Origin of the sequence: Catellatospora coxensis, from assembly GCF_016862635.1 — a bacterium.
Lineage (GTDB): Bacteria > Actinomycetota > Actinomycetes > Mycobacteriales > Micromonosporaceae > Catellatospora > Catellatospora coxensis.
Map to the genome: position 1 here is coordinate 1 of NZ_BONI01000139.1, position 13,914 is coordinate 13,914.

Sequence of the window (13,914 nt, forward strand, 5' to 3'; positions counted from 1 at the left end):
CGCCCCCCTTCGCTTCGCTCAGGATCCGGCCCTTCGGGCCGGGGATCCCACTTCGTGGGATCGTCTCGCGAAGCGAAGTCTGTTCAGTTGCGCCTGCCCCTTCGGGGCCGTCCCTTCGGGACGCGATCAGTTCATGTGGACCACACTACTCTCCGCTCTGGACATCCCGGCCACGACACACCGACCCCTTCGGGGCCGCAGCCGGCTCTTCGAGCCGGAGTGGTCTACGTAGATACTCCCCTAGTTGCACCCCACAGCTCGTTGAGCCATCACAGCCAACCTCGGGTATTCCCCGACCGTGCATCCTGATTGCGTTGATATGCATGCTACTTGGGCTCTCACTGTCCGCTCTCCATCCGCTGCAAACGGCATACTAGAGCCGACAAAACCGGATTCACTCAAGAACGAAATAACCGTCTATAGTGGCCATCGATAGCGTCTACTGTGGCCTAACGGGCATTACCGCGTGTTACCTCCTATCCTAGAATCATTGTCGATTATTGGATTACTGATATTTCTAATCTGGAATCAATTCGGAATTGATCCCTGCGTGAAAGCGCTGAGGACGTTGCACTGCAAGGGTCCGTGACGGAATGATGCCCCGTAATCAAGCGAATCGATTCTGCCGATATCTGGTAAGCGTGTTGAGGTCCGAGTGAATCGCGCGCTGGGTGCCGACCCACCGTGTCGGCGGCGACCACCGCAGCGGTATTCCTGCGAGAACGGCCGGCCGAGCGTCACGGCGACCTCCGCCCCAGGAAGCGCTGATCACGGTCGGCGGGGGGGCTTGGACCGCCGCAGTGGCACAGACGCGACGTCTCCGGACGGAGACAGGTTGGCATCCGACGGCGGTATGCCGCTCCGGCGATCTCAGCTGCCTGTTCCAGCTGACCACGCGTTTGCCGGTCACCGCGCTCGCCCTCCATCCCACCCTGCTGATCATTGGGACCGGCGCGCACGACGGCGGATGGGGCCTACAAGGCGAACTGCTCCTGTTGGACCTGTCCAGCAGTGCCACCGTGTCGCTGCCGGCACGATCCCGAGACTCTCGTGCTGGTGCTGGCCATTGCCTGTAATGAGGACGAGGAGCGGTTCGGCACCACGTCCCTGGCCTACTCCATCCGGCGCGGCGGCTGGGACCGGGCCACCTGGGCATGTTATGCATGCTCTACGGCGAAGAGCCTGGCCGGACGTGCCTCGGACTGATCCGTCCGCCACCGCGGTCCTCGAGCAGCTGTGCTCGGAATGAGGACGCGCCTGGACGCCCCGCCTCGCGGTCTGAGCGGTACAGGCCCTGGCCGACGGCCGCGTTCTCGCGGCGATTGAGGGCGTCGCACTGGAGCGCTGGACACCGAAGTCGGAAGAATGCGCGTGGCAGGTGCCCGCCAGCGGCAGCGGCTACCAGGTGTCCACGTGGCCGGACGGGCGAACGGCGCCGTCCCTGACCCAGACCCCACACAGCTTCCACCGCGGCCGGTGGGAAAGCGAGCTGAGTGTCGTGGTAAAGGTCGACCTGGACGGCGGTGCGGTCCTGACGACCCATCTCGCCGCCTCGCCCGCGGTGACGATCGTCGACCCGGACAGTGAGCGTCCAGGCCTGGGCAGGCTGGGGAGTTACGACCTGTTCAACCACTGCTTCGACATCCGGTACGCCCTGGAACTGCTCTTCTGCAGGGTGCGCACGGCGAGCCGTGGCGTGACAAATGGGTGGTCGCCGTCGACGCGCCGCACGGTCGGGTGCGGCGCCTACCTCGATGATCGGGTGGGGTCGGCGCTGATCCATGCCGGCGCCATCGACGACGGCTGCTGGCGGGGAATGCTTTCGCGGCTCGTCGCGCCGTATCCGGCGGGCGAGCCGCAGCGGGTCTACGCGGCCGCCCTCGACGTGGACGTCGATACCGACGGCGGCGAGCGGCGCCGCCGGGTGTCGTCGCTGCCGTTGGTCCTCATGCGGTCAGAGAACCGTTCCTCAGACGTGCAGTCACCCGGCTGGCTGGGGCGAGAAGCGGGACCAGCCGGCCGGTGCGAGCCAATTACCTTACTCGGCGCGCTTGCCGCTTGCGCGACGCACTAGAAATGTCATCCACCTCGTCTTTGTCTGGCCGGCCCGCCGGTCGCGCACGCCGGCCTCACCCGCAACCCGACCGGCGGGCCGGGTGCCGACCGCGCAGCCACCGAGCTGCGAGCGCGACAAGCAGGCCACCGGCAGCGGCTGGACCCACCGCCGGCACCGGGCTGCGTACCCGGTGCGGCCGATGCGCCACGCCGACGCCGCTGACGCGGCCCGGCGCACCGAGCCGGAAGCCGACCTCGAGCGCCTTTCGCGCCCGCTGGTAGACCGATCCTCGGGCGTTGAGCCCGCCCCGGAAAGCCGGCAGTGGCGCCTGCGCACGGTCGGCCGTCAGCGCGATTTGGCAGGCTGCCGCTCGGCGCGCAGGTCTGCCAGCGTCTGCTCCTGCCGGCCGACAGCCGTGTCGTGGGGCTGGGCGCGCTCGTCGGCGACCGCCAGACGGCTGGCGTCGTCATCGGCGCGCACCGGCTCCGATGCGGTGACGCGAATTCAGCTTGCACTCCTGGGTCGGCTGTCAGGATTTCGGTGGTGGCCTTGTCGATCTCGGCGCGGATGCGTTGCGGGTTGGCGCCCCGCATGATCTGGGTCAGGCGCGAGCCAGGCGTGGACGATCACGGGCACGGTGAGGTCGCAGCGGACCGCAGGAGGCAGTGACACTCTGCGGGCGACATCGGGGCCGACACGGACCGAAATACCCCGGCGAGCACACTGCGTGCCGATAGCGTCACTTTCCGTCTGGAAGCTGGGCCGGGTACTGCGGGTGCTCCGCGGTCATCACCAACGGGGGTTCAACATGTCCGTATCCAGGATCGCGCGCTGGGCCGTCACGGCCGTCACGGCCGCCGTGGGAGCACTGGCAGGCGCGGCAGGCGCCGCCGCGGCGCCGGTGACACCGCCCGCCGGGCCGCCCAGCAGGTTCGACGTGCCGCTGACCGGGCAGGCCACCTTCGCCGACCTGGGCACGCTCACCTTCACCGGGACCGTGCACCTGGCCGTGCCGCCGAACCCGATCAGCCCGCTGGGCCTGCGGATCATCCACACCAGGCTCGTCGACGGGCTCGGCACCGGCGCCGGGATCTCCTGTGAAGCGCGCGGCAGCCAGCACTTCCGGCTCGCCGCGGACAACACGCTGGAGTTCACCGGCACGTACAACATGGTCCCGCCCAACCCGGTCCAGCCCGGCGACCCGGCCGAGGCCTGCTGGGGCAAGCGCGTGAACGTGGCGTTCACCGTCGAACTGGACGCCGCCGGCAACGTCGCCGGGCAGCCGACCGCGACCACGGTCGACCCGGCGGCCGACCCGCAGCCCTGAACCGGCTCACGTTCGCGGGGCTGTAGCGGCCGGGACGCCCGGCCGCTACAGCCCCGCGGCGTGTGCGGGGCACGGTGCGGCAGAACCAGCAGACGACCGACCCGTATCGGCAGACCGGACACCGGGTGCGCGTCGGCTGGGGCCCGCAGGGCCCGACACGGCAGGCCCCGGCGCCGCGGTCATCGACGTGCTGTCGTTCACCACCGCGCTGACCGCCGCAGCAGGCCAAGGCGGCACCCGCGCGGTCGAGTACGCCCGCCGCCACAACCCGCCGCCGGCGGCGCGACGCTCCGAAACCGACGAGCGGCGTCCGGTGAGTCTGTCGCCGGTGACGATCCGCTCCGCGCAGGGGGTACGGCGGCTGACACCGCCCCGCCCAACGGTTCGGCGACCGCGGCGCGGCCGGCCGAGGCCGGTGCGACGGTCATCGGGGTGCCGCCGCGCAACGCCGCCCACGCGGCGGTGGCCGTGGTCGCCGCCGCGTGGGCGGTGACGCGACGGCGACACGCTGCGCCCGGCGGTGAAGGACCTGGGGGGCGCGAGGGCGTACACCGACGCGCTGGAGGCCTGGGTCCGGGCCGCCGTCGCAGGCCGCCGCGGCCGCGTGGCAGCAGATCGCCGGGCAGCCGCCGGAAATGCCCCGGGAACGCGCGAACGGCCGGAAGCCGGCCGGATACGGGCACGCGCGGGACGTGGCGAGCACGGCCGAGGTGGGCACGAGCCGGACCGCGCCGGTCCAGGACCAGACGGGTCTCGTGGGCAGCCGGCCGGCTGAACTCGGCCTGCGTGCTCCGGCGGCGCGGCGGGGACAATCCGGTGGCCGGGCGCGGGCCCGGTCCGTACGGTGTCGGGATGGCCGAGTTCGTGGCAGGTCTGCAACTGTGCCGGGTGTTCTACACGCAGGCCGTACGGCCCCTGCTCGACGAGGCATACCCGCGGCTGCGGCACGCCGCCGCGCGGGTCGGGCCGGGCTCGGAGGTGCTGGGCTTCGACACCGCCCGCTCGGCCGACCACGACTGGGGCCCACGACTGGAACTGCTGCTGTCGCCCGCCGACGCCGACCGCCACGGCGAGCAGGTCTCACAACTGCTCGCGCGGCGGCTGCCCAAACAGACACTGGGCTGGCCGACACACTTCGAACCCCCCGACGCCCGGGTACGGGTGATGGCCCACACCGACGGGCCGGTCGCACACCGCGTCGTGGTCACCGACACCGGCCGCTGGTCGGCCGCGCTGCTGGGCTTCGACGCCCTGAACGAACCGACGACACTGGACTGGCTGGCCACACCGACACAGGTCCTGGCAGAGGTGACCGGCGGAGCCGTCTACCACGACGGGATCGGCGAACTGACCGCACTACGGGCCCGGCTGGCCTGGTACCCCGACGACGTATGGCGATACGTGCTGGCATGCCAATGGGCGCGGATCGGGCAGGAGGAACCGTTCACGGGCCGGGCCGGCGAAACCGGCGACGAGACGGGCAGCCGGATCATCACGGCAAGACTGGCCCGCGACGTGATGCGGCTGTGCCTGCTGCTGGCCCGGCGCTGGCCGCCATACAGCAAATGGCTCGGACGGGCGTTCGGGCAGCTGCCGCAAGCGGCGCAGATCGCCGCGGCACTGCGGGCCGCGCTGACCGCCGACCAGAGCGCCCCACGCCAGGACGCGCTGTGCGCGGCGTACGAGGCGGCCGGGGCATGGCAGAACACACTCGGGCTCGCCGAAGCCGTGCACGCCCGGCGGCGGCCGTTCCACGACCGGCCGTACGCGGTGATCGGCGCGCAACGGTTCGCCGACGCGCTGACCGCGCGCATCGCCGACCCCCAGCTGGCCAGGCTGGGGCCGGCCGGCGCCGTCGACCAGTTCGCCGACAACACCGAAGTGCTCATGCGGCCCGGCACCGCGCGCGCGGCCGCGGCGGCGGTGCACGGGCTCAGGTGAGCCGCAGACGCCCACGGACCACTCACAGCCGGCCAAGAACGCGCGCCACGCGACCGTGCCATGCGGCCGGGGGCGGACCAGGGCCGGTCCCGCCGCCGACAGCCGGCAGGCCGCGGCGCGACTCCTCCAGGCCCCGCCGGCCCGGCACAGCACACCGCCGACGGCGAGCACAGCGGCGAGCAGCGCGACAATCCCGCGGGCACGGGCAGGCACCGGCGCCGACCCCTTCCCGGCAGCGGCATCCGACGCCCACCGGGGGCGTGTTCTGCCACCCGGGGGCGGCCGCTGCCCTACGCTCACGGGCGTGAAAGGGTACGCGCGGCGGGAATTCCAGCTGATGCTCCTACGCCGCATGGCCGACTTCCAACCAGAGCTGGTCCAGGCGGCATGCGCGCGCCTGTCGGCGTCACACACCGACTACATGCGCGCCCACCAGCGGTGGCAGACGATGCTGCGCTCACCCACCGCGCCCAAAGGCCTGGCGCTGTACGAGGCGGTGCTGGGCCCGGCCGACGAACAGGCCCAGATCGCGTACGGGGACGCGGAACTGACCGCGTACTCGTGGCGGCCGGCCGGGCTGTGGCCGCAACTGCGCTGGCAGGCACTGGTCGGCGACCGCGACTTCGTGCTGCACGGATCGCTGGTACGCGCCCCCGACTGCCCCGTGCCGCAACTCGGTGAGGCCGACAGGCCGGCGCCGTGGTCGTGCGTGGTCGGCGACGTGCTCACCCGATACCCGCACGCACGCCAACACGACCCGCAGACACCAGCACGGTGGGCGGTGGACGTGCCAGGCCCCGCCGGCGCGGTGTACCAGATGATGTTCGTCCACGGACTGCTACAACAAGTCACCCGCCAGACAACCCCGACACCACACCGGACCCGGCCGCAGTAGCACACCCGAAACGCCGCGACAGCACAACCGCGACAGCACGAACACGCCAGACAACCCCGACGCGGCCGCCCTGCCCGATACCGGTCGACGCCCGCACCCAGCCCGCCACGGCAGCAGAACCGCCAGACGGCGTCGACACGGCCGCCCTGCCGGACCCCGCCCGGGCATACACCTCGGCACAGGGCAGCGGGACGAGAACCGGCAGCGCCCGCACGCGGTGACCGCAGGCCCGCACACCCGCAACATCGAGGCCACAGAGCCCGCGGGCCGGGGCCGCAACCGCGCAGCCCGCAACGGCCGCGAACACCTGCCGCACGACACCGCCGCCCACACGCGCATCACGCCCGACCCGACCATCCTCGACGAAACCGCCGCCGGCTCGACGACGATGCCGAGCCGGCCAGCGGCACGACACGACACAGCCTCGCCATCGTGAGCAGACGCACCAGCGCGAAGCCGAACAAGGCACGCCGCGTGCCGGTGGCGGCGACCACCCCCGGCACGCGGCGGCAACGACGCCACGACGCCGCCGGCAAACAGCACGCCAGAGCCTGCGAGCAGCACGTCAGGGCCGGCTCGGTCCAGCCGCGCCGCGACGGACGCAGCGCCGACGAGCACGACAGCACGGCCCAGCAGCACGGACAGAACCCTGCCGGCCGCGGGGCCGGCGCCGGGCACGTCGACGCCCAGGCCGGTGACACGCACACCACGCCGGCCGGATGGCGGCGGACAGGGCGAACAGCCGCTGCCACAGCCGGCGACGTCCGGCGCCGGCTGTGGCAGCGGCGGTCACGGCATCGAGCAGCGCGAGGGCATCGAGCAGCGGCCAGCCGGCCACAGCCGACCCGACGCCCGGCGAGCCGCCCGCCCCTGACCGGGTAGCGGCAGCGCGGCGACCGCCGCCCCCGCGCCGCTCACGGGTTGGCGCGCTCGGCGGCGGCCACCACGTTACGCAACAGCATCGCCACCGTCGTCGGGCCGACACCGCCGACACGCGGCGTGATCGCACCCGCGACCTCGGCACAGGACTCCAAGACGTCGGGCAGGATACGCCGCCCCTCATAACGCACACCCCCGCCGACCACCACAGCACCCGGCTTGACGTGCTCAGGCCGGATGATGCCCGGCACCCCCGCCGCAGCGATCAGGATGTCCGCACGGCGGGCGTAACGCGCCCAGTCCCCCACCCCCGTGTGCACCACCGTGACAGCCGCGTCAGCGGTCGGGCGCTTCTGCGCCAACAGCATCGCCAACGGCCGGCCCAAAGTCGCGCCACGGCCGACGACCACAACCTCACGGCCCGCGACAACGACACCGTGGAACGCCAGCAACGCCTCGATACCCGCCGGGGTGCACGGCAACGGACCAGGCATGCCCGAAGCCAGCCGGCCCATGTTGACCGGATGCATCCCATCGACGTCCTTGTCCGGGTCCATGACCTGCAAAGCCGCGTTGTAGTCCAGATGAGCGGGGATCGGATACTGCACCAGCATCCCATGCACCGCCGGATCGTCGTTCCAGCCGGCGATCACCCGGTGCACATCAGCCTGCGACGCCCCGGCCGGCAGATGCACATGCGGCGACGCGAAACCCAACGCCGCGGCCCGCTGCTGCTTGATCCGGATATAACCCGCGCTGGCATCGTCATCACCGACCAGCAACGTCGCCAGACCAGCAGTCACACCCCGGGCGCGCAACACCGCCGAACGGGCCCCGACATCAGCCAAAACCTCATCGGCGACAGGCCCGCCAGGCAGCAAACGGGCAGACACCGACACGGCAGCAGGAGCAGGAGCGGACATGTGGAACCTCCACGCGGTCACCCAGGCGGACGGCGACCAGCGCACTCGCTCCCCGATGGTCGATCCCGCCCTCGCACCGCCAGTCGCAAACCCGACCACCAGCATGCCCCACCCACCCGGCCACCCACCCCCGGGTCCGGCCACAGACACCAACAGCCCCAACACCACACAGCAGACACCGCCGATCCGTGGAACTGATCACCGCACCGGCCCGCCGGTCGAGCAGATCCCAGCCCGGCGGGCGCAAACCCGGCCGATCACACGCAACGTCCAGACAGACAGACCCGCCAGGACACCGGACCCCACGGACACGGCAGACCAGGGGCGTACGAGAAGAAACCGGCGCGCGACAGAGCCGACAACCGCCCCACCAGCCGAACACGACACCAGCCACGACTGCCACGACCAGCCGACACGACGCGGACATCGACGAACACCAGCGGGAACGCCGGACCAGAACAGCAGGCGAACAACTCACGCCGGCGACCGCCGCAACGGGACGCCTCGGACGCCGCCACACGCCGAAGACTCCGCCAGGACGGCGCATAACACCTCAGAACCTCGCGGGCGTCAGCGATCACCTGCGGGGACGCCAGATCAGACCAGGAACCGAACAGTCCGCGGAAATGGTCGCCGTGGCGGGCGGCGCCCTCAGGCGCCTGCCCGCACAGGTCGGGCTCGTCGGCGATGCCCGCATCGACCGACGGACGCAGCTGGGCGGCGGTGAGCACCGTGACAGGAAACCGCACCGGCGGCCCGCCGACACCCAGCCGCAGTCAGCCCCGGGCAGCACGGCGGGCGCCCGTACACCACGACAAGACAGCCACGGGCTGTCCGCCAGGAGCCTCGGGGAACAACCGACACAAGACCAGCGCAGTCACCGCGACACCTCGCCGAACGGCGGCACGACGAAGCCGGTCGCCGTGTTGGTGAACCCGTCCCAGGCGAAGGCTAGTGTGTCCAGCTATGGGAGCCGCCTACAAAGCCGTCCAACTCGGGGCAGACATGCTCATGACGGACGGTGAGGTCATCCATCCGGTCCCGCAGGGCGTCTACCAGCCGGGCCTCGGGTCGGTGGCGACCCGGCTGGCCGGTCGGTTCGATGACGAGGGTGTCGTCATGGTCGACCTGGACGCGGCCCGCGCGATGCGCCTGCCCACGACACGCGCCGAGCTGGCCGCCGTCGAGGGCGACCATGTCCTGTTGCGCGAGATCCGGTCGGAGGGCTGGGAGGTCAAGAAGCTGACGGACTGGACGACACTCCGGCGGGAAGGGCTCACGCTGCGGGTCGGCATCCTGCCCGCGATCGAGCCGGCCACGTTCCCGCTGCTCGACCCCGACCCCGCCGACGGCATGGGCACCTTGACGTCCCTGGCGCTCTGGCACCGGGTCACCGGCAGCGCGTACCACGGCACGACCGGAATCGCGGGCACGGCCGTTCTCAGCCGGGTGACGACGGTCGGCGTGAAAAAACTTCAGCCGACGTGGAAGCCCAAAATCGCGTCGGTCCCGGGATTCGAGGACGACTTCCACGCCGACCACTTCCGCGCTCCCGCGTCGGGGATGAGATTCGCCCACGCCTACGACGCGAACCGCGCCTACATCGCAGCCGCCGCGAACGCCATTCTGGCGCCGTGGCAGTTGAAGCAGGGCGGGGTGAAATTCGATCCGAAGATGGCCGGCTGGTGGTTGTGTGAACTGTCGCCGTGGAACGACAGGCGGATCCCCGACCCGGCCGGTTATTCGCAGGAGAAAGGGCCGCGCTGGATCTCCACGGCGACGGTCGCGCTGCTGCAGCAGTTGACGGAGGAAGGCGTCTACGGCGGCGTTCAGATCAAGGACAGCCGCGTCTGCGCCGGGTCCGAGCTGCTGCGGCCGTGGGCGTGGAAGATGCGGGACGCGTACGCGGCGGCGGCCGGGGCGACCGACGACCCGCGCGACGCCGACCGGGTTCTGAAAGCGCTCAAGGAGTCCGGCCGCAAGACGCTCGGGATGCTCGCCAGCGAAACGAACTGGATCTACCGGCCGGACTGGTGGTACTCCATCATCGCCACGGACCGCGCGAATCGCTGGCGCAAGATGTGGAAGACGGGCCGGGAGCAGAACCGCTGGCCGCTGTGGATCGACGTGGACAACGTGTGGTACGCCTCCGACGTCGAGGACGGCGCCGCCGCGATTCCGGCCGGCTGGAATCTCGACCCGACCGGGCTGAAGCTCGGGGCGTACAAGCACAAGGCGACCCGTAAGAGCCGCGTCGCGGGCGATGGGGACGGCAAATGAGCGGGTTGGGCAACCGCCTGGTCAACATGATGCGCGGCCGCGAGATCCGGCAACCCCCGATGACCTTCCGCGAGAAGGCGGAGGAACTGCGGCGCACCGCGGGTGTCACGAAGGGCGCCAGGATCGCGGGCGTCGACCGGCGCACGTTCCAGCGCTGGTTTGAGAAGTGGAACGCCGGCATGGACCCGAAGCCGCGCAAGCACTCGCTGGACAAACTGGACTTCGGCGTACGCCGGGCATGGGTCGCCACCGCGCCCGCCGACGGGGCCGTGGTGCTCAACGTCAAGGACCGCAACGACCCGGCCCGCGCGACCCGCACGATCACCGCGAAGCAGCTCAGGCTCTCCCCCGGCACGATGACCCGCGTCGCGGACGTCTACGTGGCCACCGGCGACGCCGAAGCGGCTGCCGCCGCGTTCCTGGCGGGCGTACAGGATCGCTTCTACCGCCGGTGGCTCACCCCGCCTCGGGGCGACCGGGACGCAGCCGCCTGGGACCGCTCCGGCGGCAGCGCTGCGGTGTCGGCCGGTGTGGCTGCCGTCCCCGGCCCTCGACACGCCGAAGGCGAAGAGGAGTTCGCCGAGGAGGACCTGGACCAGGTCGCCGGGCCGGAGGTCCCGGAGACGGCCTACGACGAGTTCATGGACGCCATCTACGACGAAGGCGTGGCAGAGGTCCCCGACGACGACGTGTACGGCGGCGACGTCCAGTAGCCGCGGCCGGGGCGGTCAGAGCTCGCGAAGGCCCGCCGGCGTGGACCGGAAGTCACAGCTGCCGAGGTAGAACCCGCGCAGACGCTCCTCGAAGTCGACATGCAGCCATCCGCAGCCGGCCGCGCGCGCATGCGTGGCGGCCACGCCGACCAGCTCGGCGCCGACACCCTGGCGCCGCAGGTCCGCCGCGACGACGGTGTCCAGGAGGAACGCATGCGCGCCGCCGTCCCAGGCGACGTTGACGAAACCGACGAGCCGCGAGCTGTCGCGGGCGCACACCCAGCCGAGGCTGTGCCGCGTGACCTGCCCCTGCCAGTCGTGGCCGGACGGGTCGCGCTCGAACCCGTCGGCGTGGAGCAGTTCGACCTCGGTGTTGTGGAACGCGCCGCGCCAGGTGAAGGTGATGGCCATGAGTGCGCACGATAGGGCCCGTCGGCCCTCGATCCCACAGGTTTTGCCACCACGAGACGCGCCGGGGACCATGAGCAGGCATCGGACCCCTGAGAGCTTGCCGCCGCCATCGACTTGACGGGGCGGCTCATCGCAGGTCGCGGACGGCCACGCCGGGTGCGTGGTGGCGCACGGCGGTCGTGAGCCGGTCGAGGTCGAACCGCCAACCGCTGACGGCCCGGCCCGCGGCGAGCAGGCGCGGGCCGGGCGCGCCGGAGACGGCGCACCCGAACCCGGCCGGCAGCCTTTCCCGCCGAGCCGGTGGGCGCGCCCGGCAGGCGCGCCACGCCGGGTGGGCGCAGCACGCCGATGCACGGCAGGTTCTGCGCCGGCTGCCGGCGCCACACGACCACCGCCTGCACCTCGGCCCAGGACACATGCGCGGCGGTGGCCGCGCGGCACGGCGGCGAGCCGCCGAGGCTGATGCCGGTCGCGTCGACGCGCAGAGCGCTCTTCCAGCTGAACGCCGCGACGAGCATGACAACGCCGACGCCGAAACAGGGCCGGCCTGAGCAACCGGGTGAGCGCGTCAAGCGCCGCGAGCAGCACGGCGGCGGCGGCGAACAGCAAGCAGACCGCGACGACGAGGATCGCCCCGGGGGTCGGGGCCGCAGCGGTGCTCGTACACATCGGATGCGATCACGGGCGCACATCCCGCCGGCCGTAGTCAGGCGGCGGCCCGGTCGCCGTGGGCGCGGCGGCGCAGGGTGCTGTCGGTCAGGGCCGGCGGACCCCAGGCGCCGTCGGCGCGGTACAGGTCGACCCCGGGCGCGACGATCTCGTCGATGCGGTCCAGGGTCGCGTCGTCAAGGGCCAGATCCGCCCCCTCGAGCGCCGCGTCCAGGTGAGCCATGGTGCGCGGACCGATGATGGTCGAGGTGACCGCGGGGTGCGCCTGAGTGAACGCGAGCGCGAGTTCGGGCAGCGTACGGCCCAGATCGGCGGCAAGGGCGGCGAACTGCTCGAGGGCGTCGTACTTGGCGGCGTTGGCGGGCACCGCCGGGTCGAAGCGGTGCGGGGTGAGCGCGGCCCGCCCGGCGGTGAGGTCGACCGTGTCGCGGGCGACCCGGCCGGACAGGAAACCCGAGGCGAGCGGGCTCCACACGAGCACGCCCATGCCGTAGCGTTGGGCGACAGGCAGGAGGTCGGCTTCGACGCCACGGGCGAGCAGGGAGTACGGGGGCTGCTCGGTGCGGAAGCGGCCGACGGCGCGGCGCCCGGCGGCGTGGTGGGCTTCGACGAGCTCCTCGGCGGGGAACGAGGAACAGCCGTAGGTGCGGATCTTGCCGGCGCGCACGAGGTCGTCGAGGGTGGCGAGGGTCTCCTCGATGTCGGTGGTGTGGTCGGGGCGGTGGATCTGGTACAGGTCGATGCGGTCGGTGTCGAGGCGACGCAGGCTGTCCTCGACGGCGGTGAGGATCCAGCGCCTGCTGTTGCCGCCGCGGTTGCGGCCTTCGCCCATGGGGAAGTGCACCTTGGTGGCGAGGACGACGTCGTCGCGGCGGCCGTGCAGGGCCTTGCCGACGATGGTCTCGGATTCGCCGGCGGAGTACATGTCGGCGGTGTCGATGAAGTTGACGCCGTGGTCGAGGGCGTGGTGGATGATGCGGGCGCAGTCGTCGTGGTCGGGGTTGCCGACGCTGCCGAACATCATGGTGCCGAGGCAGTAGGCGCTGACCTCGATGCCGGTGCGGCCTAGGGCGCGGTAGCGCATGGTGGTGCTCCCCTGGTCGGGACTCCCGCGCCGGCCCGGCGGGAGTCGATCATGTTGGGGAGCGTAGGTGCTGGAGTGTGCTCCAGGTCAAGCCGGCGCGGCCGGGGTCTGCTCCCCCGGCCGCGCGGCACGGTCAGGTGCGGGCGGCGGCGATGGCGCTCTCGGTACGGCGGCGCAGGTCGTCGAGGTCGACGCCGGCCTCGGTGATGATCAGCGCGGCGAGGCCTTTGCCTTCGCGGATCAGGCCGAGCAGGATGTGTTCGGTGCCGATGTGCCGGTGCTTGAGGCGCAGGGCTTCGCGTAGGGACAGTTCGAGCACGACTTTGCTGCGCGGCGTGAAGGGGATGTGGCCGCCTTCGCTGACGGCGACGCGGGGTCGGCGGCGGAACAGGCCGCGCCGGGGTGGCGGGGTGACCTGGTTGAGGGCGCCGGGGCCGAAGGTCTCCTCGAGTTTGGCACGTACGGCGTCGAGGTCGATGCCGATGGCCTGGAGTGCGGCGGCGTCGGCGGCGCCGAACGGTTCGGCGGTGCCGATGTGGCGGTTGATGGCGGCGGTGACTTGGTCGTGGTCGAGTCCGGCGGCGGTGAGCAGGTCGTGCGGGATGCCGCTGGTGGGTCGGAGCAGGCCGAGCAGGAGATGTTCGGTACCGATGTAGTGCAGCTGGCCGCAGTGGCGGGCCTCGCCCTGGGCGCCTCTGACGACATCGCGTGCGGCGGTGGTGAATCGTTCGAACAT

10 protein-coding genes, 2 pseudogenes and 1 riboswitch are annotated in these 13,914 nt (G+C 71.6%); of the genes and pseudogenes, 6 read left to right on the plus strand and 6 right to left on the minus strand.

Features of this window, described 5'->3' with window-relative positions; all coding sequences use genetic code 11:
• Positions 1–1,498: 1,498 nt before the first annotated feature.
• Positions 1,499–2,074, plus strand: coding sequence for a hypothetical protein (locus tag Cco03nite_RS40795; protein WP_203699414.1), 576 nt, complete (start codon positions 1,499–1,501; stop codon positions 2,072–2,074).
• A 327-nt stretch (positions 2,075–2,401) separates the two neighbouring features.
• On the opposite strand, the gene Cco03nite_RS43050 is transcribed toward Cco03nite_RS40795, so the two are convergent.
• A complete protein-coding gene (locus tag Cco03nite_RS43050) occupies positions 2,402–2,536 on the minus strand; it encodes a hypothetical protein (RefSeq protein WP_275412117.1) in 135 nt (44 codons plus the stop codon).
• Between the two features lie 328 nt (positions 2,537–2,864).
• Between Cco03nite_RS43050 and Cco03nite_RS40800 the strand changes: the two genes are divergently transcribed.
• The 3 genes from Cco03nite_RS40800 (at position 2,865) to Cco03nite_RS40810 (ending at position 6,219) form a co-directional block, all read left to right on the plus strand.
• Complete coding sequence (locus Cco03nite_RS40800; RefSeq protein ID WP_203699415.1) at positions 2,865–3,383, plus strand: hypothetical protein; 519 nt, start codon at positions 2,865–2,867, stop codon at positions 3,381–3,383.
• A gap of 852 nt (positions 3,384–4,235) precedes the next feature.
• Entirely contained in the window at positions 4,236–5,324 is a 1,089-nt protein-coding gene (locus Cco03nite_RS40805; protein WP_203699416.1) for a DUF4037 domain-containing protein, read from the plus strand.
• A gap of 304 nt (positions 5,325–5,628) precedes the next feature.
• A complete protein-coding gene (locus Cco03nite_RS40810) occupies positions 5,629–6,219 on the plus strand; it encodes a hypothetical protein (RefSeq protein ID WP_203699417.1) in 591 nt (196 codons plus the stop codon).
• Between the two features lie 914 nt (positions 6,220–7,133).
• Here Cco03nite_RS40810 and Cco03nite_RS40815 read toward each other — a convergent pair.
• On the minus strand, positions 7,134–8,021 hold the full coding sequence (locus Cco03nite_RS40815) for a bifunctional 5,10-methylenetetrahydrofolate dehydrogenase/5,10-methenyltetrahydrofolate cyclohydrolase (protein WP_239168070.1): 888 nt from the start codon (positions 8,019–8,021) through the stop codon (positions 7,134–7,136).
• A 12-nt stretch (positions 8,022–8,033) separates the two neighbouring features.
• A riboswitch (ZMP/ZTP riboswitch) is annotated at positions 8,034–8,118 on the minus strand.
• Positions 8,119–9,140: 1,022 nt separating this feature from the next.
• On the opposite strand from Cco03nite_RS40815, the gene Cco03nite_RS40820 reads away from it, so the two are divergent.
• Positions 9,141–10,301 carry a hypothetical protein gene (locus Cco03nite_RS40820; RefSeq protein WP_203699419.1) on the plus strand — a complete coding sequence of 387 codons (1,161 nt, stop codon included), beginning with the start codon at positions 9,141–9,143 and terminating at the stop codon, positions 10,299–10,301.
• A complete protein-coding gene (locus Cco03nite_RS40825; protein ID WP_203699420.1) occupies positions 10,298–11,014 on the plus strand; it encodes a hypothetical protein in 717 nt (238 codons plus the stop codon). The genes Cco03nite_RS40820 and Cco03nite_RS40825 overlap by 4 nt, the downstream gene beginning before the upstream one ends.
• A 15-nt stretch (positions 11,015–11,029) precedes the next feature.
• On the opposite strand, the gene Cco03nite_RS40830 is transcribed toward Cco03nite_RS40825, so the two are convergent.
• The 4 genes and pseudogenes from Cco03nite_RS40830 to Cco03nite_RS43290 all read right to left on the minus strand — a co-directional run.
• Positions 11,030–11,425, minus strand: a complete 396-nt coding sequence (locus Cco03nite_RS40830; RefSeq protein WP_203699421.1) for a GNAT family N-acetyltransferase — start codon at positions 11,423–11,425, stop codon at positions 11,030–11,032.
• Positions 11,426–12,131: 706 nt separating this feature from the next.
• Positions 12,132–13,178 carry an aldo/keto reductase gene (locus tag Cco03nite_RS40835; RefSeq protein ID WP_203699422.1) on the minus strand — a complete coding sequence of 349 codons (1,047 nt, stop codon included), beginning with the start codon at positions 13,176–13,178 and terminating at the stop codon, positions 12,132–12,134.
• A 133-nt stretch (positions 13,179–13,311) separates the two neighbouring features.
• Positions 13,312–13,680, minus strand: a pseudogene (locus Cco03nite_RS43285) (Clp protease N-terminal domain-containing protein); the annotation flags it as partial.
• 33 nt (positions 13,681–13,713) lie between these two features.
• Positions 13,714–13,914: pseudogene (locus Cco03nite_RS43290) on the minus strand (Clp protease N-terminal domain-containing protein); the annotation flags it as partial.

Coding starts and splice junctions, on each gene's coding strand:
- Cco03nite_RS40800 (WP_203699415.1), top strand. CDS start 2,865: ATGTCCGTATCCAGGATCGCGCGCTGGGCCGTCACGGCCGTCACGGCC.
- Cco03nite_RS40805 (WP_203699416.1), top strand. CDS start 4,236: ATGGCCGAGTTCGTGGCAGGTCTGCAACTGTGCCGGGTGTTCTACACG.
- Cco03nite_RS40820 (WP_203699419.1), top strand. CDS start 9,141: ATGGTCGACCTGGACGCGGCCCGCGCGATGCGCCTGCCCACGACACGC.
- Cco03nite_RS40835 (WP_203699422.1), bottom strand. CDS start 13,178: ATGCGCTACCGCGCCCTAGGCCGCACCGGCATCGAGGTCAGCGCCTAC.
- Cco03nite_RS40825 (WP_203699420.1), top strand. CDS start 10,298: ATGAGCGGGTTGGGCAACCGCCTGGTCAACATGATGCGCGGCCGCGAG.
- Cco03nite_RS40830 (WP_203699421.1), bottom strand. CDS start 11,425: ATGGCCATCACCTTCACCTGGCGCGGCGCGTTCCACAACACCGAGGTC.
- Cco03nite_RS40815 (WP_239168070.1), bottom strand. CDS start 8,021: ATGTCCGCTCCTGCTCCTGCTGCCGTGTCGGTGTCTGCCCGTTTGCTG.